This is a genomic window from Alteromonas sp. ABH4_456 (assembly GCF_056160645.1).
The window spans coordinates 136,236-159,185 of record NZ_JBSWXO010000009.1 but is presented as its reverse complement, the minus strand read 5'-3'; the positions used below and the strand labels follow the sequence as shown (position 1 = coordinate 159,185).

General features: G+C 49.2%; 21 protein-coding genes. 13 read left to right on the top strand and 8 right to left on the bottom strand.

Going from position 1 to position 22,950, the window contains the following annotated elements; translation table 11 throughout:
* The first annotated feature begins 11 nt into the window (after positions 1 to 11).
* From argH to ACXAG2_RS14665, 3 genes are all read left to right on the top strand, one after another.
* Entirely contained in the window at positions 12 to 1,394 is a 1,383-nt protein-coding gene (gene argH, locus ACXAG2_RS14675; RefSeq protein WP_474868110.1) for an argininosuccinate lyase, read from the top strand.
* An 8-nt stretch (positions 1,395 to 1,402) separates the two neighbouring features.
* Positions 1,403 to 2,713, top strand: coding sequence for an amino-acid N-acetyltransferase (gene argA, locus ACXAG2_RS14670; RefSeq protein WP_474841440.1), 1,311 nt, complete (start codon positions 1,403 to 1,405; stop codon positions 2,711 to 2,713).
* A 292-nt stretch (positions 2,714 to 3,005) separates the two neighbouring features.
* Complete coding sequence (locus tag ACXAG2_RS14665) at positions 3,006 to 3,863, top strand: alpha/beta hydrolase (RefSeq protein WP_474868108.1); 858 nt, start codon at positions 3,006 to 3,008, stop codon at positions 3,861 to 3,863.
* Positions 3,864 to 3,920: 57 nt separating this feature from the next.
* Here the strand turns inward: ACXAG2_RS14665 and ACXAG2_RS14660 are convergent, their stop codons facing one another.
* From ACXAG2_RS14660 to ACXAG2_RS14635, 6 genes are all read right to left on the bottom strand, one after another.
* Entirely contained in the window at positions 3,921 to 4,820 is a 900-nt protein-coding gene (locus ACXAG2_RS14660) for a hypothetical protein (protein ID WP_119502730.1), read from the bottom strand.
* Positions 4,821 to 4,894: 74 nt separating this feature from the next.
* Positions 4,895 to 5,500 (bottom strand): FMN-binding negative transcriptional regulator, encoded by a 606-nt coding sequence (locus tag ACXAG2_RS14655; protein WP_474868105.1) that lies wholly within the window; start codon positions 5,498 to 5,500, stop codon positions 4,895 to 4,897.
* Positions 5,500 to 6,030 (bottom strand): YgjV family protein, encoded by a 531-nt coding sequence (locus tag ACXAG2_RS14650; protein ID WP_474868103.1) that lies wholly within the window; start codon positions 6,028 to 6,030, stop codon positions 5,500 to 5,502. Before ACXAG2_RS14650 ends, ACXAG2_RS14655 begins: the two co-directional genes overlap by 1 nt.
* A 189-nt stretch (positions 6,031 to 6,219) precedes the next feature.
* Positions 6,220 to 7,224: a DUF4382 domain-containing protein gene (locus ACXAG2_RS14645; RefSeq protein WP_474868100.1), complete on the bottom strand. Its 1,005-nt coding sequence runs from the start codon at positions 7,222 to 7,224 to the stop codon at positions 6,220 to 6,222.
* A gap of 601 nt (positions 7,225 to 7,825) precedes the next feature.
* Positions 7,826 to 9,517, bottom strand: a complete 1,692-nt coding sequence (locus tag ACXAG2_RS14640; RefSeq protein WP_349589781.1) for an NAD-dependent malic enzyme — start codon at positions 9,515 to 9,517, stop codon at positions 7,826 to 7,828.
* Positions 9,518 to 9,567: 50 nt separating this feature from the next.
* Positions 9,568 to 12,255 carry a penicillin-binding protein 1A gene (locus tag ACXAG2_RS14635; RefSeq protein ID WP_474868098.1) on the bottom strand — a complete coding sequence of 896 codons (2,688 nt, stop codon included), beginning with the start codon at positions 12,253 to 12,255 and terminating at the stop codon, positions 9,568 to 9,570.
* A gap of 141 nt (positions 12,256 to 12,396) precedes the next feature.
* On the opposite strand from ACXAG2_RS14635, the gene pilM reads away from it, so the two are divergent.
* The 10 genes from pilM to ACXAG2_RS14585 all read left to right on the top strand — a co-directional run bounded on the left by pilM (position 12,397) and on the right by ACXAG2_RS14585 (position 22,416).
* Positions 12,397 to 13,464 (top strand): type IV pilus assembly protein PilM, encoded by a 1,068-nt coding sequence (gene pilM / locus ACXAG2_RS14630; protein WP_119502735.1) that lies wholly within the window; start codon positions 12,397 to 12,399, stop codon positions 13,462 to 13,464.
* Entirely contained in the window at positions 13,452 to 14,039 is a 588-nt protein-coding gene (locus ACXAG2_RS14625) for a PilN domain-containing protein (protein WP_119502736.1), read from the top strand. Before pilM ends, ACXAG2_RS14625 begins: the two co-directional genes overlap by 13 nt.
* Entirely contained in the window at positions 14,036 to 14,647 is a 612-nt protein-coding gene (locus tag ACXAG2_RS14620) for a type IV pilus inner membrane component PilO (RefSeq protein ID WP_119502737.1), read from the top strand. The genes ACXAG2_RS14625 and ACXAG2_RS14620 overlap by 4 nt, the downstream gene beginning before the upstream one ends.
* A complete protein-coding gene (locus tag ACXAG2_RS14615; RefSeq protein WP_474868095.1) occupies positions 14,644 to 15,195 on the top strand; it encodes a pilus assembly protein PilP in 552 nt (183 codons plus the stop codon). The genes ACXAG2_RS14620 and ACXAG2_RS14615 overlap by 4 nt, the downstream gene beginning before the upstream one ends.
* A complete protein-coding gene (locus tag ACXAG2_RS14610) occupies positions 15,188 to 16,966 on the top strand; it encodes a type IV pilus secretin PilQ (protein WP_474868093.1) in 1,779 nt (592 codons plus the stop codon). Before ACXAG2_RS14615 ends, ACXAG2_RS14610 begins: the two co-directional genes overlap by 8 nt.
* A gap of 283 nt (positions 16,967 to 17,249) precedes the next feature.
* Positions 17,250 to 17,765 carry a shikimate kinase AroK gene (aroK, locus tag ACXAG2_RS14605; protein ID WP_119502739.1) on the top strand — a complete coding sequence of 172 codons (516 nt, stop codon included), beginning with the start codon at positions 17,250 to 17,252 and terminating at the stop codon, positions 17,763 to 17,765.
* A 29-nt stretch (positions 17,766 to 17,794) separates the two neighbouring features.
* Complete coding sequence (aroB, locus tag ACXAG2_RS14600) at positions 17,795 to 18,862, top strand: 3-dehydroquinate synthase (protein ID WP_474868091.1); 1,068 nt, start codon at positions 17,795 to 17,797, stop codon at positions 18,860 to 18,862.
* Positions 18,863 to 18,939: 77 nt separating this feature from the next.
* On the top strand, positions 18,940 to 20,823 hold the full coding sequence (locus tag ACXAG2_RS14595) for a hypothetical protein (RefSeq protein WP_474868088.1): 1,884 nt from the start codon (positions 18,940 to 18,942) through the stop codon (positions 20,821 to 20,823).
* A gap of 5 nt (positions 20,824 to 20,828) precedes the next feature.
* Positions 20,829 to 21,275, top strand: a complete 447-nt coding sequence (locus ACXAG2_RS14590; protein WP_202980730.1) for a YaiI/YqxD family protein — start codon at positions 20,829 to 20,831, stop codon at positions 21,273 to 21,275.
* 238 nt (positions 21,276 to 21,513) lie between these two features.
* A complete protein-coding gene (locus ACXAG2_RS14585) occupies positions 21,514 to 22,416 on the top strand; it encodes a Dam family site-specific DNA-(adenine-N6)-methyltransferase (protein ID WP_349589796.1) in 903 nt (300 codons plus the stop codon).
* A gap of 3 nt (positions 22,417 to 22,419) precedes the next feature.
* On the opposite strand, the gene ACXAG2_RS14580 is transcribed toward ACXAG2_RS14585, so the two are convergent.
* Positions 22,420 to 22,629, bottom strand: a complete 210-nt coding sequence (locus tag ACXAG2_RS14580) for a DUF2970 domain-containing protein (protein WP_474868085.1) — start codon at positions 22,627 to 22,629, stop codon at positions 22,420 to 22,422.
* Positions 22,626 to 22,910: a hypothetical protein gene (locus ACXAG2_RS14575; RefSeq protein ID WP_474841464.1), complete on the bottom strand. Its 285-nt coding sequence runs from the start codon at positions 22,908 to 22,910 to the stop codon at positions 22,626 to 22,628. The genes ACXAG2_RS14580 and ACXAG2_RS14575 overlap by 4 nt, the downstream gene beginning before the upstream one ends.
* Positions 22,911 to 22,950: the final 40 nt, after the last annotated feature.

Sequence of the window (22,950 nt, the reverse complement as noted above, 5' to 3'; positions counted from 1 at the left end):
AGGAGAATATCATGGCATTGTGGGGCGGCCGTTTTGCGGCAGGCAGTAGCAACATGTTCCGGCAGGTGAATGATTCCCTGCCGTTCGACAGAGTGATGGCAGCACAGGATATCCAGGGCTCCATTATCTGGTCACGCGGTCTTAAGAAAGCAGGTGTACTGACTGAAGATGAACAGGCGCAGTTAGAGTCTGCCCTGTCTGAACTGAAAGTACTGGCGGAGAAAGGCGAGTTGGATTTCGACGCCAGTCCGGAAGAAGACATTCACAGTTTCGTGGAAGCGGCACTTATCGATAAGCTGGGTGACATTGGTCGTAAACTGCACACAGGTCGCAGCCGTAACGATCAGGTCGCGACAGATTTTCGTTTGTGGGTCCGTGAACACGTTGACTCGTTGAAAGCTGACTTAAAAACGCTGATCCGCTCACTGCTGAATACCGCCAGCCGCCACCAGCAGGCCATTATTCCGGGGTACACCCACTTACAACGTGCCCAGCCCATTCATTTTGCACACTGGTGTTTAGCCTATGTGGAAATGTTCAAGCGTGACCTGACACGGATGAAAGATCTGAAAAAGCGTATGAATCAGTGCCCGCTGGGCTCTGGTGCGCTTGCAGGTACCACCTATCCGGTTGACCGTCATGAACTGGCGGAAGAACTGGGCTTTGATTCACCGTGCCTGAACAGCCTGGATGCAGTATCAGACCGTGACTTCGTGCTGGAACTGCTGTTCTGTGCGTCCACCAGTATGATGCATATTTCCCGTATGGCTGAAGATCTGATTTTCTATAATTCAGGTGAAGCGGGCTTCCTGCAACTGGGTGATGCGGTAACTTCCGGCTCGTCACTGATGCCGCAGAAGAAAAACCCTGATGCACTGGAACTGATGCGTGGTAAATGCGGACGTGTTTTCGGCAGCCTGCAAGGCCTGCTGGTTACCATGAAAGGTTTGCCACTGGCATACAACAAAGACATGCAGGAAGACAAAGAAGGTGCCATTGATACCGTAAACCAATGGCATATTTGTCTGTGTATTGCTGTTGAAGTGCTCGACTCACTGTCGCTGAATGAAGAGCGTTGCCGTGAAGCCGCCCAGCAGGGCTATGCTAACGCCACCGAACTGGCCGATTATCTGGTAGGTAAGGGCATTCCGTTCCGTACCGGCCATGATATTGCAGGTAAAGTGGTGCTGGCAGCCATCGACAAAGGCTGTGCCATCGAAGATTTACCGCTGGCTGATTTACAGGCCATCTGCGATAAAATCGAAGACGATGTGTATCCGGTACTGCAACTGGAATACGGCGTTAACCAACGCAATATTCTGGGCGGCACCAGCCAGGAAACAGTGACCAAAGCACTGTATCAGGAGCTGGAAAATCTGGATAAGCTGGGGTAACACGAAAAATGGTGTTAGCTCATCATGATGGCATAAAACTCTTTCGCAGCTCGCTGCCGTACATCAACGCGCACAGAGGAAAAACCTTTGTGCTGATGTTCGGTGGTGAGGCCATCGAACAGAGTAACTTTGCCAACATTATTCACGATATCGCCCTGCTCGCCAGCTTAGGTGTACGTCTGGTGCTGGTGCACGGTGCCCGTCCGCAAATTGACGAACGGGTTAGCATGCGGGGCATCGAAGGTCGTTTTCTCGACGGTGTCCGCATTACCGACAAGCAAACCCTGGAATGCGTCAAAGATGCCGCCGGTTCAGTGCGTAGCCACGTAGAAGCACTGCTGACCATGGGACTGCCCAACTCACCTATGCACGGCGCACAAATTCGCGTGTGTACAGGTAATCTGGTCGTCGCTAAACCTATGGGTGTACGCAGCGGCATCGATTATGAAAACACCGGCCTGGTGCGCCGGATTGATACCACAGGTATCAACGATCATCTGAATGACGGCTCGATTGTTCTGCTTTCTCCGATGGGGTATTCCACCACCGGAGAAGTGTTCAACTTATCCCATGAAGATGTGGCGACGCAGGCTGCGATTGCACTAAAAGCAGATAAAATTATCGTTTTCTCCAAAGACGACGGTATTCGTCATAACGACGGCAAATTACTGCGCACCATTGAACGTCCGCAACTGGAAGAGCTCATTTTTGAAGAGCAAATTCAGACTGAGCAAACGGTGTTAAGTGCACTGACCACCAGTGTGGCAGCCGGCATCCCCCGTGCTCACTGTATCAGCTATGAAACTGACGGTGCATTGTTGCAGGAATTGTTCACCCGTGACGGTGCCGGTTCGCTGGTGATGGAGCACCATTACGAGCAGTTACGTGGTGCCACCATCGAAGATGTGGGCGGTATCATTAACCTCATCAAGCCGCTGGAAGAAAGTGGCGCGCTGGTGAAACGCTCCCGTGAACGCCTTGAGAATGAAATCAATCAGTTCATTATTATTGTGCGTGACGGCATGATCATCGCCTGTGCGGCGCTGTATCTCTATCCGGAAGAAGGCAAAGCGGAGCTGGCTTGTGTGGCAACACACCCGGACTACCGTGGCAAAAACCGGGCAGAGCGCATTCTGGAAGAAGTGAAACGTCGTGCACTGGATTCAGGCATTCACACCTTGTTTGTTCTGACTACGCTGACAGCACACTGGTTTCTGGAACACGGTTTCCGTCCTTCAGATCTCGGCGAACTGCCGCAGGCGAAAAAAGAACTGTATAACTTCCAGCGTAACTCGAAGATTTTCACCCTCGGGCTGTAATTTACTTTGTATCACAACCTGCCATCCGGCAGGTTGTTTTTTAAGACACTGTCCTCATCCCCTGAGCACATCAAATAGCAAAAGATAATCATTCTCATTAGTGGTAAAATCGGTCGTTGCATTTACCTGACTCGTTATCAGGCATCAATTTGCAGTCGCACTCACGTTTTTCGTTATTCAGGCTATCAATATGTTTATCAGAGTTTTGATTTTTTCACTTTTCAGTTTTTCTCTTAGTCACGTCTCACCCGTAAACGCTCAACCGGATCTTACTATAACAACCGGTAAAACCGTGGCTGATACCGGCGCCCCGGGCTACCGCTTCACCCGTTTACAATTCACCAGACACGACGCAAAACACGATACGCAGAAGGCGTACCGGGTGAACCTGGCGATACCGGAAGCACCGGCGCCGGAAGAGGGCTTTCCTTTACTCATCATGCTCGATGGTAATGCTGCACTGATGGACGTGTCTGCAGACTTGCTTACTGAGCTGTCGCAAAGCGCTGCACCGCCGGTACTGGCATTCCTCGCTCATGACAACGATCTGCGCATTGACGGCGATGCCCGCGCCTATGACTACACTCCGGCCCTCAATGAATCTGCATTGAGCGCTAAAGAGCAACGTCCCGGCAGAGAGTATGGTGGCGCAGACGGATACTTGTCTTTTATCACCGGTAAGGTCATTCCTGCCATCTCAGACAATACCCCGGTTAACCCTGAGAAGACGGGATTATGGGGTCATTCCTATGGTGGTATCTTCGTTTTGCACGCCCTGTTTACCCGGCCAGACAGCTTCGCGTTCTATGCCCCTGTCGATCCGTCACTGTGGTGGGGAGAAGGCTATATTTTATCTGAGGAGCATGACCTGCTAAAAGAAAGCCCCGCTGACATTAAAGACAAAAGCCTGTTAGTACTCACGGGTTCTGGCGGTGAGGCAAAACGCCGCCCGCGGGGAGATCGGGATGCCGCAACACTGGCTGCCGTGTACAAAGCCAGAGAATCGGTTCCTGCCGGTGAAACCGCCAGAATGGTTGAACGTTTAAAAGCAGCCGGTGTTGATGCTGAAATGACTACGCTTCAGGGCCTCTCTCACGGAGAAACGCTGGGAGCGTCATTACCCTACGTATTCAGACAGTTCGCCAGATAAACACTTCTCACTGACAGATATATTATCAGCCGCTGTTCTGTCTCAGGGACAGCGGCATCAGCGGATGCGCTTAATCTCAGCTTCATCCAGCTTGATGACATAGGCATTCCCACCAATGCCATTGAACTCCTCATCGGTTAGTACAATGGTATTGCTGTTATAAAACGCCACCGCTTCCTTTTGAGTCACGATACCTAAATCAATCCGTGAGACATCGCCGGAAAAGAAATTATCTCCTTCAAAGTTCTCAAACAACCATAAGCTGGTGGAGTCCAGCAGAACCAGCATATCCCTTTCAGGGTTTAAGGCAGCCGACGTGATCCAACAGAGTTTTTCCAGTGTGGTGCAGGTTTGAAATGAGCCCAGTAATTCAGCTTCAAAATTCGCGGCATAGTCACCGATACGGTACAGGTTGGTCAGACCGTCAAAAGGAATAGTACGGTTTTTGGTAAACAGATACAGATTGTGGTCAAATTCCACGAATGCTTCCAAATCAAAATTACGGTGTTCCGGCGGGATTGGAGAACCGTCCATTTCCGGATAAGTAAATTTGATGATTTCAGCTTCCGTCGTATCGGTTTTAATATCGATTGGATTTTCTATTTTGTATACCGTCAGCCATTTTCTGGACTGATCGTTATTGCCGAAATCCCCTAAGAAAAAATGCCCGAAGGCATCCTGAGTCATATCTTCCCAGTCGATATTTTTCGCGTTGGTCACATGTATTTTGCGAACAATACTACCGTCGTCATCCAGTTGATAGAGCACCGGGTCATCGCCACCATCATTAATCGCCCATAACCGGTCTTTTTTATCGAACTCGATACCGGAAATCTCCCGCAGGTGGGGATCAAGATTAACGCGCTTTTTACTGTAAAGATCGTGCACAGCAGTGAGCGTAATAATGCCAGCCACGGACGCAGCAAGGCCAATAAAAGCAAACAGGATTTTTACCATGATGGATTATGGGGGAATTTTGTCACGCTAAAGATGGAAATGGATAATAGCAGATTAAAGTCAGGGGCCGGAAATTATTCCCCGGTCCCCAAATGCCGTGATTTCATGTAGTTCGCCAGCGCCAGTGCGTCTGTATCTTGTGATTGCTGCAAAGCCTGATAAACGCCTTGCTGATCAGCCTGTGACTTGTGCTGATTCAGTTTCTCTTTACCTTCCAGCGTGTCCACCTGAATACGAAATCCGGTGGTTGCACCGGATAACTTATTCACATAGTCGTCAGACATAATACTTTTATCCCCGGTGAGTCCCGGATCGTAGGTTTCCACCAGTGTCATCATGGCGGCAAGGTTTGCCTCATCCTCAACAAGTTCCAGCGTCCCGTAAGCATGTACAGCAGCATAATTCCATGTGGGGACGTTTGGCTTACTGGCATACCAGCGGGGAGAAATATAGCTGTGAGGGCCGGAAAAAATCACCAGCACCCGCTGACCATCTGTGTCCCGCCACTGAGGATTCGCCTTCGCCATATGACCCAGCAGTTGCCCTTCCTGTTCACGAACCACAAAAGGTAAATGTGTGGCGGTGAGATCAGATGTAATCATCACACCGAAGCTGTGCGCTTTAATGAACGACCATGTTTGTCCGCCCGCAGGCATACGCATATTTTTAGGAATAAACATCAGGTTCCGGCCTCATGGATATCTTCATTAAGTTTTTTATGCAGCCAGAGCCGGCGGATGGTATTTAAATTCACCGCAATCAGGGTAAGTTCCAGCAGCGTGGTGCCAATAGACCCCACCAGTATATTATTAGTCAGCCAGCACAATGCACCAATTATGAAGCCAATGCGCATAGAAATGCCGGTGAGACAAAAAACCGCATAGGTGCCTACACAACTGCCGAGAATGGGGAACAAGTCTTTCCAGCTATCTGCCAGCCAGATCCCCCACACCATCGTAAAAGCGATAAACCAGAAAGCCACCACCGGCGAACTGGTTTTCAGCGATAGCCCGGTTCGCAAAACGGCCAGCTGCGCGCTTACGGCTGCAGTAATGGCATTCAGAAGGAAAAAGTGGAAGGCATGATTAAGGTTCATCACCACCATCATCAATTTCAGATGCCGGTCGTCTTTCTGGTAAAAGCACAGTATGCCAAGCACAAAGCTTAGCAGCCCCACTGCCTGGGCAAAGTCTATCTCAGGGAGGTTCATGTATGATGAGGGTAAACGCGTTGATACCGTTAAAGTATCAACTAAGCAGACACCGCGCAATGATTGTCCGGAGTCGCCTGGCTGGCCGGTTCAAATGTAAACCTCTGGTGTGAAATCTCAGATAACTCTGAGATGCTTTCACAACAGATTAGAATAAAAGAGCGGACAGTCCATTGCCCGCAAACAGGCTCAATTGTCAAAGTTGGCTATTGTTACTTCGTTAGCAGCAACCGTGACTTCTTTGACAGTTAAAAAAGAAAATTCGTTATCATCGTCGGTTTCAGGCTCGTCCAGATGACCCAGACAGGTCAGTGCCAGCGTGTAATCACCAGCTTCCAGATAACCCAGCCCGTAGGATGACTGGTCAGAACTGGCATCGGTATTGACCGTTGCTATCGCGACCGGGCGAAACTCAGTATCTGTGGCACTGGTGTCTGCGTCTTCCCCTAAGGAGGCCACATCCAGACCCGTGCCTTCAAATACATAAACAGCATTACCGTAAGTAAAGTCAGACTTCACAGAACAAGCTGCCTGAGTCAGCAATGACTCCCCGACACGGCCTTCAATGCCGCCGGCTTCGCTGTTATCGACCAGCCGTATTCCCCGGGGTTTCAGGAACACCTCATCCTGACCTTGCGGATCCACCAGGCTTTTACGTAAATCAAATTCGACGGTAAATGTCTGCTCCTCTCCGGCCAGCGCAGTAAAACCGTCTAACTTCACTTCACCGGAAGGTACGGACAAAGGCCAGGTGCCATCATCCATGACCACGTAAGACGCTTCAGACACAGGAATTCGAATTTGCGTGTATTCACCGGCGGGCAAATCAAAATCTTCTATCAACGATGCAAATGCATTTCCCTGAAGGGTTAGCAAATCTATCTCGCGGGGATCGCCGTTACTGTCTGTGACATCGATAGTGATGGCATCACCATTCCCGCGTAACTCAACGGTGCTGAAAAATACGACCACTTCACTGGCGTTATCCACCGGCGCATCTGAGATATTCAATGTGAAATTAGAGAAAAACGTTTCTGTATCTTCGGCCTGAGTCATTTCACTACCACTGCCACCACCACAGGCAGTCAGTAACGAAACAGAAGAAATAATAAGAGCCGCAGGGCCTGCCTGCTTCAGAGCACGACTAATTTTCCTTGTATAGCGCTTCATTACTGCACCAGCTCCTGTTTTCATTATTATTCTCCGTTTTATATGTATTGCTGTTTCAATATCACTTAAATTCTATATAGGCGTTAACCAGAATTTGTTCCTGTGCCATGGTCATATCAAGCAGTGTGCCAAAGAAAAAAAGAGCATACAAAACAGAAAATTAACTAACAACACAGTGGGTGACTTAGTCATTTTTGAAGTGAAAACGTAGCGAAGTACCGACACTTTAAGGCCAGTGCAGGCGGTTTTTTAGTTTACGTATGCGTTCGTTTACTTTTTACCCGCAGAGCGTACAGTTTTTCTTCAACGTGTGGGTTAAGCCGTTCACGCAAAACTACAGATCAATAAGTTAGCGATACGTGCACGAAGATAAATTCCTGTTCATTCTGTCAGGTATTGTTGCTTATCCCATACGGTGATTGATTTTTGAGCACTTTTCTTGTTCCAATTGCCCCCGGTGAAATCACTAATTTGTTGAATGCCCAAAAGCAGATTAATCCTGCGTAAATAAAAGACCGTACAACTTGCGTTGCACGGTCTTTTTTTATTCGCAGTCAATGCGGGCCGGCGCTGAATAATGCCGGTATGCTTTATACCGGTATTAGCGACCACGGCTTTATTGTACTTAAATACTTACCCGCTTATAGGGGCGGTATTCAGCCTGCCAGAAGTTTTTCTCAATACTCGCTTTCAGGGCCTCGTCTGTCATTTCCAGTGCCAGATCCTGCTCCATAGCCACTTTCGCCACGGCAAAGGCGATGTCTTTGCTCAGAGTCGCAATTTCAGTAAGTGGCGGCAGTAAGCAGCCTTCACCGGTATTAGCCATAGGTGATGCTGACGCTAGCGCATTACTGGCTGCCATCAACATTTCATCACTGATCAGCTTTGCCTTACCCGCAATAACGCCCAGGCCAATCCCCGGGAAGATATAACTGTTGTTACACTGGGCAACAGGATACACCTTACCGTTGTACTCAACAGGTTTGAACGGGCTGCCGGTAGCAATGACAACTTCACCGTCTGTCCACTCAATAACCTGCTCAGGCCGGGCTTCAACCTGACGTGATGGATTACTCAACGGGAAGATAATGGGCAGTTCGCAATGACTCTTCATTGCCCGGATAACCTGCTCAGTGAACAGACCCGGCTGACCGGACACACCTATCAACACATCAGGCTGAGCACAATGCATCACATCCAGCAACGACGGGAATTTACCGGAGAACGTCCAGCCTGCAATGTCTTCCTGACTGTGCTGCAGCTTCGCCTGGAAGTCACGTAAGCCTTCCATACCTTCGGTCAGCAAGCCAAAACGGTCAATCATAAAGACCTGCTTGCGCGCCTGCGCATCAGTCAGTCCTTCCGACACCATTTGCTGGATCAGCATTTCTGCAATACCGCAACCTGCTGAGCCGGCACCGACAAAGACCACTTTCATCTCAGACAATTTACGCTGAGTGGTCCGGCAGGCTGCCAGAATGGTACCCAGAGTCACCGCTGCGGTGCCCTGAATGTCATCATTGAAACAGCAGATTTCGTTGCGGTAGCGTTGCAATAAAGGCATCGCATTTGGCTGAGCAAAATCTTCGAACTGAATCATTACTTCCGGCCAGCGGCGTTTAACCGCTTTAATGAACATGTCGACAAATTCGTCATATTCTTCCTGACCGATACGCGGATGGCGCGCGCCCATGTACATCGGGTCGTTTAACAGTTTTTCGTTGTTGGTACCCACGTCAAGCATGACAGGTAACGTGTATGCCGGGCTGATACCACCACAAGCGGTATACAGCGACAGTTTACCGATTGGAATACCCATGCCGCCGATCCCCTGGTCACCGAGACCCAGGATCCGCTCACCGTCAGTCACAACAATCACTTTTACTTTACGTTTTGTTGCGTTCCTGACGATATCATCCAGTTGATGACGTTCTTCCCAGGAAACAAAAAGTCCGCGGGAACTGCGATAGATGTCAGAAAACTGCTCACAGGCATCACCTACTGTAGGGGTGTAGATGATGGGCATCATTTCTTCAATATGTGACTGGATAAGGCGATAGAACAGGGTTTCGTTATTATCCTGAATGGCCCGCAGATAGATGTGCTTATTCAGAGCATCATCAAAAGAACTGTATTGCATGAACGCACGTTCAACCTGTTCTTCGATTGACTCATACCTTGGCGGAAGTAATCCGGTCAGGTTGAAAGAGGCCCGTTCACGGGCCGTAAAAGCACTGCCCTTGTTCAACAAGGGCGTTTCTAACAGTGAGGGTCCAGCGTGGGGTATATATAAATATCGGTTTGACTCGTCTGACATTGTTTATCCGATTTATTGTTGGGAATGTAGCCCGGCCAAAACCTTCTCGCCTAAAAGATTTCCTCTGGCTCGGGCGCTGCGTTTTCGTCACCTTGTGCAGGATCGACGATTTCATCGTCAAGCACGAACACCTTCGGTTCGGTGCCTTGCGCAAAGTATTCAAATAGTGTCGTATGGTCTGTTCGTCTGGTCAACTTTCCTGTGCCCCTGTCGATACGAACTCGTACCACTCCTTCCGGAATGGCCATCGGTTCTTCCGGCACACCATCGAGTATTTTCTGCATAAACCGGATCCAGGCAGGTTGCGCCGCTTTCGCGCCATCTTCACCACCAATCATGGCATTACCCAGCCAGTTAAACTTCTCAGGATTACGGTTGATCAGATTCTGATTACGGGTAGAGCGGCCAAGATTACGGTTCATATCGTCAAATCCTACCCAGGCTGTTGCGATAATGTCCCGATGAAATCCGCTGAACCACGTATCCCGCGCATCATTGGTTGTACCTGTTTTGCCCGACAGGTCATCCCGCTGTAGAATATTTCTCGCCCGCCAGCCAGTGCCCATCCAGTAGGTTTTCTTGCTCCAGCTGCCATTGGCACGTACACCGGTTCGCATCATATCAGCTACCAGGAAGGCATTTTGTGCACTGATCACTCTTGGTGCTGAGCGCTTTTCTGCTGAATCGTCAGTTGTGACCGGCAAGCCTTTGCCCAGACCGCCCTCAGCATTCAGCTGGGCTTCCAGCATAGCCTCTACATTGTCTTCACTGTAGTCCTGAGCAGCCGCGCCCGCTATTTGCTCACCGCTTTCAGAGCACGGGTTGCACGCCCACGCCGGAGAAGCTTGCCACAATTGCTCTCCCTGCTCATTGAGCACACGGTCTATAAAGTATGGAGTAATCAGGTAACCGCCGTTGGCGATAACAGACATGGCCCTTACGACTTCCAGCGGCGTGTGCGCGCCGGAACCCAGTGACACGGTTTCATCGTTAGGCACTTCGTCTTTATCGAAGCCAAATTTTGCCAGATGCTCTCTGGCTTTTTGTAATCCCACACCCCGTAGCAAACGCACTGAGACCACGTTCTTCGATTTACCCAGTGCCACACGCATACGGATTGGTCCGTCGTATTCCGGAGGTGAGTTCTGCGGACGCCAGGCCACGCCGGTGGTGGCATCCCACTGATTAATCGGCGCATCATTAATGACGGATGCCAGGGTATAGCCATTTTCCAGCGCAGCGGAATAGATAAAGGGTTTAATATTTGAACCTACCTGACGCTTGGCCTGGGTAGCACGGTTAAACTGGCTCTGATAGAAGCTGTAGCCGCCAACCACAGCCTCAGCCGCACCGTTATGAGGATTGAGTGCAATGAGAGCACCGCTGACCGCCGGAATTTGTGCCAGCCGCCACTGCTCGTCCTGCATGCGGATATAAATCACAGCACCGGGAGAAACAATATCCGATGCGGTTTCAGGTTCATCTCCCTGACGGGAATCGGTAATGTAAGGACGGGCCCAGTCGAGACCTTCCCATTTAATCACACGCTCCACGCCATTCAGGTCAGTCACTGTTATCGACGGCTCTTCTTCCGGCGTGGCAGGATCAAAGACCTGCGTGACCACCGCAGGCACCAGCGGATGGAAATGCGGCACCGCATCCAGCGCAGTTCGCACTTCATCCGGCGTCCATTGTTTGTTTTGATCGGTCAGGGCCAGAGAATTTTCTTCCGGCTCATCATCCTCATCTTTCGCAGGCTGGTTCCACAACCAGGTCACCGGGCCTCTGTAACCATGACGTTCATCATAGTCGTGTAAGTTAAGTACAACTGCATCCTGTGCCGCTTGTTGAATATCAGACGGCGCAGTGGCGTATACCTGATATCCCCCGGTTTCAGCTTCTTCCTTCCCGTAGATTTCAACCATCTCGTTGTAGATCAAATCAGCAAGGTACGGGGCGTCGAGATCTATTTCAGCGCCGTGTTTACGTGCTGTTACCGGCGCACCGGCGGCTTCATTAAACTCAGCCTTCGTGATAAAGCCCTCATCCAGCATACGTAATAACACAATACGCCGGCGCTCAACCGAACGTTCCGGCCGGCTTACAGGATTCAGCACCGATGGCGCCTGCGGTAAACCGGCAATCGTAGCGAGCTGAGCAAGGTTCAGTTCTTTTAAATTCTTTCCGTAATACACCTGTGCAGCGGCACCGAAGCCAAATGCACGGTGACCAAGTTCAACCTTGTTAAGGTATAGCTCGAGGATTTCCTGCTTACTCAGCACCTGCTCCATGTGAATCGCAATGAAAATTTCTTTGATCTTACGGATGAAGGTTTTATCGCGGGTCAGGAAGAATCCGCGGGCGAGCTGCATGGTGAGCGTACTGGCGCCCTGCTGCTTTTCACCGGTGATAATTAAATTGAAAGCCGCCCGGGCCACACCAATAGGATCGATACCATAATGCTCATAAAAACGGCTGTCTTCGGTAGCAATTACCGCCTGAATCAATTTTTCAGGTACGTCCTCAAGTTTTACCGGGATCCGCCGTTTAACTCCATATTGAGAAATTAATTTTCCATCATAGGTATAAATTCTCATGGGTGTTTGTAAGCGTACATCCTTCAGGACAGTAACACTTGGCAGGTCTGGTTTGATATAAAAATAAATACCGGCAAGTGCCGCTACGCCTAGCGTGCCGCCAATAATTGTAATCAGAAAAAGGGATTTTATGTACTTCACGAAATTTTCATTACCAAGAGTGTTACGCCGGTTAGTGTCAGAAATTTATACCTATGTACCTGTATCATAACCATACAGTTTAAATATTTTGCGTTACATTCTACCTTAGAGTATTAATTCTGAAATTCCGGACGCCAGCAAATGAAATCGCTGTTTAAGAAAAAGCTGCCACCTATTGTGGGCCTTGACATAGGCACTCGTCAAATAAAAGCAGTGTTGATTGAACGCAATGCCAAAGGCTTTGTGCTGCAGGCGTTCGCATGCGAGCCCATCTCGAAACGTGCGTTTTCCGAACGTGAAATCAAAGATTTCGACGCCATCAGTATTACGCTGAAGAAAATTAAGAAAGTACTGAAAACGAAGGTTAAAGCGGTCAATATTGCCGTAGCGGGCTCGTCTGTGATCAGTAAAGTGGTACACATGGACCCGGAACAGTCTGATTTCGAACTGGAAGGTCAGATTGAAATCGAAGCAGACAGCCTGATCCCCTATCCTCTCGAGGAAGTGTATCTGGACTTCGAAGTACTCGGCCCCAGTAAAACCTACCCCGGCAAAGACAACGTGCTCCTCTCTGCTGCCCACAAAGACCTGGTCGACAGCCGTATCACTCTGGTAAGAGAAGTTCCCTTCGAGCCTAAAGTGGTTGATATGGAAGGTTATGCGCTGGGTAATGCGCTGTTTTACTTCCATCCTCTGGAAAATGAGGACGAGAAAATTTGCTGTATCAACCTGGGTGCTTCACTGCTGCAAATTTGTGTATGGCAAAACGGTGAAGTGATTTACACCAAAGAACATGCTTTTGGCATGAATATGCTGATTCAGGATCTCGCGGCCATCAATATGATGGAGCCCGACGAGGTAGAAAAACAAATCCTGCTGGGCACGCTGCCGGGTAACTGGCAACAGGACACCCTGCCTATTTTTGCTGCCAATCTGCAGCAACAGATCCAGCGGGCCATTCAGATGTACGTGTCTACATTACACGGTGATCGCCCGGAGAAAATTGTCTTCGCCGGCGGCGGTGCCACCATACCGGAACTTGTCGAGTCATTGAGACAGGACCTGGGTATGGAAATAGAAGTATTTAATCCTTTTGAAGGTATGACCGTTAATCCCAAACTCGATCAGGAAAAACTGGCGGCGCTGGCACCCCAGCTTGCCCTTGCCGCGGGTCTGGCCAGCCGGAGCTTTAGCGAATGGCACATGTAAACCTGCTTCCGTGGCGGGAAAAGCAACGCCAGCAACAAAAACAACAGTATCTGATCCTTATTCTTGGCATCGCCATTTTTGTCGGTGCAATTTTCTGGGCTGTGGGTCAGGTCATTGATGCCCAAATCCGTAATCAGAATTCCCGCAATAATTACCTCAAACAAGAAATTGCTGTTCTGAATAAGCAAATCGCGGAAATCCAGAAAATTAAAGAAGCGAAAAAAGCGATTGAACAGCGCATGGCACTGATTGAACAGCTTCAGGTCAGCCGGAACGTTGCTCCCTCGGTGTTTGATGAGCTGGCCAGAATCCTGCCAGCCGGTGTGTCTTTTACTTCCATGAGAAGACTGGGGAACAGTATTGAAATACAGGGGCTGAGTGATTCCAATAACCGCCTGTCAGATTTTATGCGCCGGCTTGATAACTCTCCGGTATTTTCAGGCGGTGAATTGTCATCTATTAAAGCAGACACATCGGCCAGTGACGCAGTAAGCGACTTCACACTTAAATTTAATATCAGCCCGGAAGTTGCACCACGCATTGAACAACCTTCTGCGGGAGGTAATAAAAAATGAGTTTTGATTTTAGTAAGCTGAAAGAACTCAACGAACTGGACTTCGAACAAGTCGCCATCTGGTCGAAAGAAGTAAAACTGGTGGTTATGCTGTTCGTGATTATCGTGGTTGGTGCATTGAGCTACTGGTTCATTGTAAAACCTAAGCTCCCGGTGCTTGAACAGGCAGAAATTGAAGAACAGGAACTGAAAATGCAGTTCCAGGCCAAATACCGTATCGCGGTGAACCTCAATGCTTACATGGAACAGTTAAAGCAAATTGAAGCCGATTTCTCTACCATGCTACGTTCACTGCCCACCAGTAACGAAACGCCGGGACTACTGGACGACATTACCTACGTAGGTACTACGTCAGGCCTGACTTTTAAGTTACTGAACTGGCAACAGGAAGTGCCGAAGGAATTCTATACTGAATTACCTATCGAAATTGAGGTATCAGGCGGCTATCACAATTTTGGTGAATTTGTGTCTGAAATAGCTGATTTACCAAGGATCGTTACTCTTCACGATTTTGAAATTGTGCACGAAGCGGACCGTCTGAATCTGCAGATGCAAGCGAAAACCTACCGTACTTCCATGAATTCTCAACAGGGAGCAAAACAGCCATGATGTTAAAATCGTCACGTTTTGTTCTCCTGGCAGTAGTGGCTTCTGTACTTTCCGCCTGTGGCGCACGGGTGGACGACCTGGTGTCGTACATTCAGCAGGTGAAAGCTACAACGCAGGTACAGGTTGACCCGTACCCTGAGTTCAAATCCCAACCTGCTTTTGAATATGAAGCCTCTTCTTTCAGAAGCCCCTTCGCCCGTCCGGTGGATCGCACCTCTCCAGTGGCCGTCGCCACAAACAACAATTGTTTACAGCCTGATTTTGACCGCAGAAAAGAAGAACTTGAGAAGTATGGTCTTGATTCTCTGACGTTATCTGGCACATTTAGAACGCAGGGTGTACGCTGGGTATTGTTCAAGACCAACGAGGGCAGCCTGTTAAAAGCCCGGGAAGGAAGTCATGTCGGTTTGTTTTACGGAAAAATTAAGTCAATTGGCACCGAATCCATTATTATTGAACAATTGCTACCCGACGGAGCGGGATGCTGGCAACGGGAACAAACCACGCTGTCGATGAATGCAGCGGCAGGAGATAATAACAATGTCTGAGCGATACCTTTTCAATAAAAAGCTGCACAACCGGAGCCGCAGATGGCTTTGGGTGGGTGGCTCTGTGGCTGCGCTGGTGATTTTTAATGTCCTGGCTGCGCCGGCTATTGCCCAGGAACAGGAAACCGTACTGCTGGATCCTTACGCTGAAGTCGATAAGATCTTCAACTCAACCCTGACCAATATCGATTTTTCCCGTGAAGCCGACAATATGGCTGTCACCGTTATCGAATTTGATAACGACAACTTTTCTCCGCAACTCATTGAGGCACAGGGAAAACTCACCATCACTCTGCCCAAAACTGAACTCGGAGATGACCAGCTGGTTGAACTCGATGTGGTTCAGTTCGGCACAGAGGTGCAGTCTATTGAGACTTTCCAGAACGAAGAAAGTGCCAGCCTTATTATCAATTACAAAGGCACCGTGCTGGCCCGCCACCGCAAGCAGGGCAATACTCTGCGTATTGAACTACAGCCGATGAGTAAAGAAGAACTGGCTGAACTTGATAAAGATCCGGAATACTCAGGCAAGCCTATTTCACTGGACTTCCAGGACGTACCGGTTCGCCAGGTGCTGCAAATCATTGCTCAAACCAATGGCTTCAACCTGGTAACCACAGACACGGTTACTGGCAACGTAACTATTCGCCTTGAAGGGGTGCCCTGGGATCAGGCACTGGCGATGATTCTTAAAATCAAAGGGCTGGATAAGCGCATGGAAGGCAATATTCTGCTGGTTGCTCCTGCAGAAGAGTTGACCGCGCGGGAAACTGCCCAGTTACAATCGAAAAAGCAGGTGTCAGATCTGGCACCGCTGACTACATCGAATATCACGGTGAATTACGCAAAAGCGGATGCCATTGCGCAAATCCTGAAATCGCAGGATGGCGGCATTTTGTCAGACCGTGGTTCAGTCACAGTAGATGAACGTACCAACACGCTGTTGCTGAAAGATACTCAGGAGTCTATCGATGAAGCCCGCGCTGTTATTGATGCGCTGGATATTCCGGTCAAGCAGGTACTCATAGAATCCCGTATGGTCACGGTACGTGACAATGTTGATGAAGAACTCGGCGTACGCTGGGGTATCACAGATACCCAAAGCAACGGTGCGATTTCAGGTTCACTGGAAGGTGCGGATTCTGCGTCCTCTGGCAGCGTACCGGACATTTCTGACCGGCTGAATGTGAACCTGCCGGTAACCACCACAGGTGTCGCCCGCATTGGTTTTCAGATTGCCGATTTAATAGACGGTAACATCCTGGATTTGGAGCTGTCAGCACTGGAGTCGGAGAATAAAGGTGAAATCATTGCCAGTCCCCGTATTACAGTCGCCAACCAGCATGAAGCTTATATTGAGCAGGGTACAGAAATTCCTTATGTACAGGCGACGTCCAGCGGCGCTACGTCAGTAGAGTTTAAGAAAGCGGTACTGAGCCTGAAAGTGACACCACACATTACCCCTGATAACCGGATCATTCTTGATTTGGTAGTTACTCAGGATACCCGTGGTGAAACGGTTGATACATCTACCGGCCCGGCGGTTGCCATTGATACGCAGGAAATCCAGACACAAGTGCTGGTAGATAATGGCGAAACTGTGGTGCTGGGTGGTATTTTCCAGCAAACCAGTACCTCAGATGTATCCAAAGTGCCGTTATTCGGCGATTTACCGGTAGTTGGAAATTTATTTAAAAGAAACGCCTCTGTGTATCAGAAACGGGAGCTGCTCATTTTCGTCACACCGAAGATCGTAGCAGAATCTTTGTAAGACTTTTCACAACGTAACGTCAAAATAACCCCGAACGGCAGACCAGTTAACCGGTCTGTCGTTGTTATTTATAGCGCTAACGTGCTGATTTCAAAGTCTATCGATTAAAAGTACAACAAAACTTGCATCGCTGCCCGTGAAACTGAGATAATCCCGCTCTCGAAAATAAAGCGAGGTTTTAAGCGTTGTGCCTGTTGTTGAAGTGAACGGGCGCAAGTGAATGGGTAGTCCCGAAGGCAAGACCACTACCCCTAACAGAATAAAAGTTGTGATATAAGCAAATATGGCTGAAAAACGTAATATCTTTTTAATTGGCCCCATGGGTGCTGGCAAAAGCACCATCGGCAGACACCTTGCAGACGAACTTCACCTAGATTTTTTTGATTCCGACCAGGAAATTGAGCGCCGTACCGGTGCTGATATTACATGGATTTTTGACCTGGAAGGTGAAGAAGGTTTCCGCAAGCGCGAAGAAAACGTCATAAACGATCTTACGGACAAGCAAGGTATCGTGTTGGCGACAGGTGGCGGTTCAGTAACCAATAAAGCTGTGCGTAACCGTTTATCTGCCCGGGGTATCGTTGTATACCTGCAAACTACTATCGACAAGCAAGTCGCCCGTACTCAACGTGACAAGCGTCGTCCTCTGCTGCAAAAGGGTGAACCGGAGCAAATCCTGCGTAACCTTGCTGAGGAACGTAACCCGCTTTACGAAGAAGTGGCGGATTACATTGTTGATACTGATGATCAGTCTGCCCGTGCGGTAGCTAACCAAATCATCAGCAAAATCGGATTATAAGTAACATTCAGGAATAGGGGCGCTGCGTGATGTCGATGTTAACTGTAGAACTCGGAGATCGTAGCTACCCGATTCACATAGAAGCGGGCTTACTCTCAAAGCCTGCTGTTCTCTCTCCTTATATCAAAGGCCCGCTGGCTGTCATTATTACTAATGATGTAGTGGCACCGCTTTATCTTGAAAAAGCAAAAGCAGCCTGTGGCGATGTGCATATTGAAACCATCATTATCCCCGATGGTGAGCAACATAAATCTCTGGAACAATTCGGCGTTATCATGACACGTCTGCTGGAGATGAATGCTGCCAGAGATACCACCCTTATTGCGTTGGGCGGTGGGGTAATCGGTGATTTATGCGGATTTGCTGCCGCGTCTTACCAGCGTGGCGTTCCGTTTATACAGGTTCCCACCACCCTGCTCTCTCAGGTTGATTCATCCGTTGGCGGTAAAACCGCGGTTAATCATCGACTTGGGAAAAACATGATTGGCGCGTTCTACCAGCCGGTTTTTGTCGCCATCGATACTGATACCCAATCAACCCTTCCGGCCAGAGAATTTGCGGCCGGCATGGCTGAAGTCATTAAGTACGGCATAATTTATGACAAAAATTTCTTCAAGTGGTTGGAAGATCATGCCGATAAGCTTAAAACACTGGAAACTAAAACACTGGCAGACGCCATCTACCGTTGCTGTGAGATAAAAGCAGACGTGGTAGCCAAGGATGAGCGGGAAGGCGGATTACGTGCCATACTTAACCTCGGTCACACATTTGGTCATGCTATCGAAGCAGAACAGGGATATGGAAATTGGTTGCACGGTGAAGCCGTAGCAGCTGGTACAGTAATTGCGTGTCAGGCTGCAGAAGCACTGAATTGGATGGATGCGTCAGAAAGTCGTCGGGTTATTGCCCTGATGGCAGCGTTCGACCTTCCGGTAGCGGGTCCCGACAGCATGAACAAAGATGCCTACATGAAGCATATGCGCCGGGATAAAAAAGTCGAAGCGGGTAATATCCGTTTTGTTATTCCGCAAGGTATCGGACATGCGGTTGTGACTAAAGACGTCAGCGACGAAATTTTAACGCAACTTCTTCGCTGACCGGCAACCTGCGCATCAGTATCGCCAGACATTCAATGGTAAGTGCGTAACACCAGTAATCAGCTGAGGGTAATCAGGTGCAATCTGAATTGCATGAAAGACTGGAATATCTGGTCAACTATTCTTCACAACTAATTTTTGTAAGCGGGGATTCCGCTGCTCAGCAAAAAAAGACGCTGGAATCTTTTGTGTTCCAGCAACACGACGAGACAGAAATCGCCTACGTGACAGCCGATCCTACTATGGAGCTGTCAGATTATCGTCGTCAACTTTGCAGACAATTACTGGGTACACTGGTTGGCAGCTATATACGGCCGCTGAATGAGTTGCTTGCAGGGCTTAACGAGCATGTTGGTCCCATTCTCATAACCATTACCCAGGCGGAGCATGTACCGGACGAACTGCTTCAGGAGCTGTGGGATCTGGTACTGCAAAGCCGTTTTGCAGGCAATAAGCAACATTTGAATGTATTACTGTTCGGTGAGTCAACCTGGGCGGAGAGAGCCCGGAAATGGCTACCGGCAAAAAACACCGATACGCCTCTGCTTATAAGCAGTCAGTCAGTGGCGACTCAACAACCTGGCTCAGAGTTAGATACTATGATTGAGAACCGACGTAAGGCTTTTCACGAGCACCTGGCTAAACGCAATGGTCAGGAGGAACATCTGCAAACAAGAAGTACCAGTGTACTGGCTTCCCCTCTCTTCATTTCACTTGTCGCAGTGATATTTGTTGCCGTTTTCGGTGGCCTGATTTACATGCAGTATGGCGATGATATCAAGGCCCTGTTTGGCCCTATTGATGACCAGTTCCCGCCAGTATCCTCCGTTGAACCGGGCTCAGCGTTTGATGAACTGAAAGATCCTGCACAAAAAGCCGTGCAGGAAGATAAACCCGTCGTCTCCTGGGACAAGGCTGTTGCCGCTATCGATGAAAAAGACCAGTATCAACCAACTGCTGAAGACAATGCCCAGCCGGAAGACTTACTCAGCTTTATCGAAGATGTGACGGCTGAGAAAGTGGAAGTACCGGTATCGCAGGATACCCCTGCAGAACCGGAGACTGATACTGGATCTGAAGCCTCATCATTCAGTACCGAAAACGATTTCTCCGATACAACCGCTGAAAACGCATCCGCAGACGAATTAATCGCATCTATTACTGATACCAGTGAAGAGATTGAAGAAGCGCCGGCACAAGTGCAGGAAGTGACACCAGTCAGAACAAGCATTCCCCGTGAGCCTATGGCATCAGCAGGTTTTGATGAATTCGTATCTGGGCGCAAGGTGCAGCCAACTCAGCCAGAACCTCAAAGACGTTCTGAACCGGAGAAGCCGCTGATCACCGAAGCCAAAGTGGGTCGCAAACCTATGGTGCTGGAGAGCCGTCCTAAAGGACAAATCCGTGATATTCCGGAAGAACCGGCTCAGGTATCACCGCCCCCGGCTGAAGAACCAGCCCGCATTGCTACCCGTACGCAAGTACCTGCAACTGAAACGTCACAGCCTGTCCGTGAGGTCGCCAGAGTGACACCTCCTGCCACACCTTCTGTAAGCCCCCGTGCGGCTAGGGTCACCGAATCCCGTACCAGTCCGGCGCCGTCTGTACCTGAAACACCGGCCAGAGCAGAACCGGTATTCAGTGGCAGTGGCAACTATGACAATGCACAACTGTTTAACAGTATTCAGGCAGATGATTACATCGTTCAGCTAGCCGGCCTGAAAGATGAGACCCTGATGAAAGAGTTCATCAAAGACAACAACATGGAAAGCTTCATCTGGATTTACCGCACTCAGCGTTACGGCGGTGACTGGTTTGTTATTTTATACAATGACAAATTCGACGCTTTTTCAGAAGCTAACAATGCTGTGGCCACCATCCCGCCCTTCCAGGGCCGTGAAAAAATCTTCATCAAGCGGGGCCGCAATGTTCTGGAAGAAATTGAAAAGGTAAGCCAATAATGGCTGTGAGCATCTGGGTAGACGCCGATGCCTGCCCGGTTGCCATTAAAGAAATCCTGTTCAAAGCCGGGCCGCGCACTAAAACCATGGTGACCTTCGTGGCAAACCATGGGATCAGGGTTCCGCCTTCCCCGTGGCTTACACGCCTGCAGGTGGAGAAAGGATTCGATATTGCCGATAACGAAATCGTACAGCGGGTATCAGCGGGCGACCTGGTCGTTACCTCAGACATCCCCCTGGCAGACGAAGTCATCAGTAAACAGGCTTGTGTCGTCACACCAAGGGGTGAAGAGCTTACCCGCGAAAATATCCGCTCAAGGCTGAATATCCGTGATTTTATGGACACCATGCGGGCAAGTGGCGTGCAAACCTCCGGTCCACCGCCATTGTCTCAGCGGGAAAGGCAGGCCTTTGCTAATGTGCTCGACCGCTTTTTAGCATCTGCCCGCTAACCTTCAACGTATTTGTCGTTATCACCTGCAACTTTGCTGCAAATCTGATCGTTCCCGCTTTAATTCGCCGTTAAATGCACCGGTTATTCGATTGCAGGTTGTGGGGATCACCGATGACAGATACAATCGATTATGGCTTTGATAGTCACTGAATATCCGGCTCGCCCGGGACAAATAGCAAATAACATCCTATAACACGTTAAAAACGTGATGTGCGCGTGGGTAACATTCAAAAAGCATGATGCAGAAGAAGAACCGGGCCTTCCTGAAGTGGGCTGGCGGTAAGTACAGCCTGGTAGAAAACATCAATGCCAAACTTCCTTCGGGCAATCGGTTGATTGAGCCTTTTGTTGGTGCTGGCTCTGTATTTTTAAATACCGACTTCAAGCGTTATTTGCTTAACGACATTAACCCCGATCTCATTAATCTGTACAACTTTCTGAAAGCCCAACCGGATGCCGTTGTACATGATGCGTCCCGCTTTTTTTCAGACAAACATAACGTTGAAGCCACTTACTACGCGCTGCGGGAAGAGTTTAATCACACAGCAGATGAATATTACCGCGCTATCCTGTTTCTGTACCTGAACCGTCATGGCTACAATGGCCTTTGCCGCTACAGCCTTGCCGGCAAATTTAACGTTCCTTTCGGTCGTTACAAAAAGCCTTACTTCCCTGAAGAAGAAATGATGGTATTTGCCGAGCGCTCCCAAAAGGCAGTGTTCACCTGCTTACCGTTTGAGAAGGTGTTCAGTCGTGCCAGACGGGGCAATGTAATTTATTGTGATCCTCCTTATGCTCCCCTGAGCAAAACAGCGGCTTTCACCAGTTATGCATCCAAAAGTTTTGGCCTTGATTCACAGCATAAGCTGGCAGAGCTGGCCATTCGTGCCTCAAAGAAACGGGGTATACCGGTATTGATATCCAATCATGATCTTCCGCTGACCAGGAAGCTGTATGCCGGTGCTGAAATTTCGGAATTGTCGGTAAAGCGCTCTATCAGTCAGAAGGGTGAAAACCGCAAACCGGCGGCTGAGTTGCTGGCGTATTTTGCTCCGGCGACAGATTTACCGCCCCCTAAACCCCGCAAACGCAGAAAGAAGCCGGTAAAACCGGTGCTGAAGCACACAGGCTTAAAGTAATACTCAGTTAATGATGGCGTTTACCAGACTCGCCAAACCCAACACCAGTAACGCAACGAATATCACACCGGTTACAATGTATCCGGCCAGCTTACCCTGATTAAAATCCCGCTCATAATTTTGCTGGCTTTGCACACCAAATGCACTGGCGAGTACGCTCAAAATCATGGCAAAAAAGCCGGGAGATTTAGGTTTACCGCTGATAAGCATCATTTGCCTGCGGGTTGGAAATCTCTGTCTGAATTGCCATAGAGCAGTTCTAACAGGTCGAAGAAATGAAACTGATACGATGTAGACTTACCGGACGCCCATTCCAGCCAGCTGACTTCAGTCATCATCAGCGCTGAACACTCACGGGGCAAGGCTGCTGCCTGAGATACCGTTTGCGCTTCATCCTGAAAGTCGCATACAGCTTTTGTCACGGTGGCCGGGTCGCAAAATGCAGCAGACAGCATGACCACTATCGCAACGAGAGCGCCTGCTGGTTTTTTCATGCAGAAGCGTGATTTACGAAAGAAACTTATCTTTTCCATG

Coding starts and splice junctions, on each gene's coding strand:
- ACXAG2_RS14610 (WP_474868093.1), top strand. CDS start 15,188: ATGTCTGAGCGATACCTTTTCAATAAAAAGCTGCACAACCGGAGCCGC.
- ACXAG2_RS14585 (WP_349589796.1), top strand. CDS start 21,514: ATGATGCAGAAGAAGAACCGGGCCTTCCTGAAGTGGGCTGGCGGTAAG.
- argA (WP_474841440.1), top strand. CDS start 1,403: ATGGTGTTAGCTCATCATGATGGCATAAAACTCTTTCGCAGCTCGCTG.
- ACXAG2_RS14625 (WP_119502736.1), top strand. CDS start 13,452: ATGGCACATGTAAACCTGCTTCCGTGGCGGGAAAAGCAACGCCAGCAA.
- pilM (WP_119502735.1), top strand. CDS start 12,397: ATGAAATCGCTGTTTAAGAAAAAGCTGCCACCTATTGTGGGCCTTGAC.
- ACXAG2_RS14575 (WP_474841464.1), bottom strand. CDS start 22,910: ATGAAAAAACCAGCAGGCGCTCTCGTTGCGATAGTGGTCATGCTGTCT.
- aroK (WP_119502739.1), top strand. CDS start 17,250: ATGGCTGAAAAACGTAATATCTTTTTAATTGGCCCCATGGGTGCTGGC.
- ACXAG2_RS14650 (WP_474868103.1), bottom strand. CDS start 6,030: ATGAACCTCCCTGAGATAGACTTTGCCCAGGCAGTGGGGCTGCTAAGC.
- argH (WP_474868110.1), top strand. CDS start 12: ATGGCATTGTGGGGCGGCCGTTTTGCGGCAGGCAGTAGCAACATGTTC.
- ACXAG2_RS14655 (WP_474868105.1), bottom strand. CDS start 5,500: ATGTTTATTCCTAAAAATATGCGTATGCCTGCGGGCGGACAAACATGG.
- ACXAG2_RS14645 (WP_474868100.1), bottom strand. CDS start 7,224: ATGAAAACAGGAGCTGGTGCAGTAATGAAGCGCTATACAAGGAAAATT.
- ACXAG2_RS14620 (WP_119502737.1), top strand. CDS start 14,036: ATGAGTTTTGATTTTAGTAAGCTGAAAGAACTCAACGAACTGGACTTC.
- ACXAG2_RS14640 (WP_349589781.1), bottom strand. CDS start 9,517: ATGTCAGACGAGTCAAACCGATATTTATATATACCCCACGCTGGACCC.
- aroB (WP_474868091.1), top strand. CDS start 17,795: ATGTCGATGTTAACTGTAGAACTCGGAGATCGTAGCTACCCGATTCAC.
- ACXAG2_RS14615 (WP_474868095.1), top strand. CDS start 14,644: ATGATGTTAAAATCGTCACGTTTTGTTCTCCTGGCAGTAGTGGCTTCT.
- ACXAG2_RS14580 (WP_474868085.1), bottom strand. CDS start 22,629: ATGATGCTTATCAGCGGTAAACCTAAATCTCCCGGCTTTTTTGCCATG.
- ACXAG2_RS14660 (WP_119502730.1), bottom strand. CDS start 4,820: ATGGTAAAAATCCTGTTTGCTTTTATTGGCCTTGCTGCGTCCGTGGCT.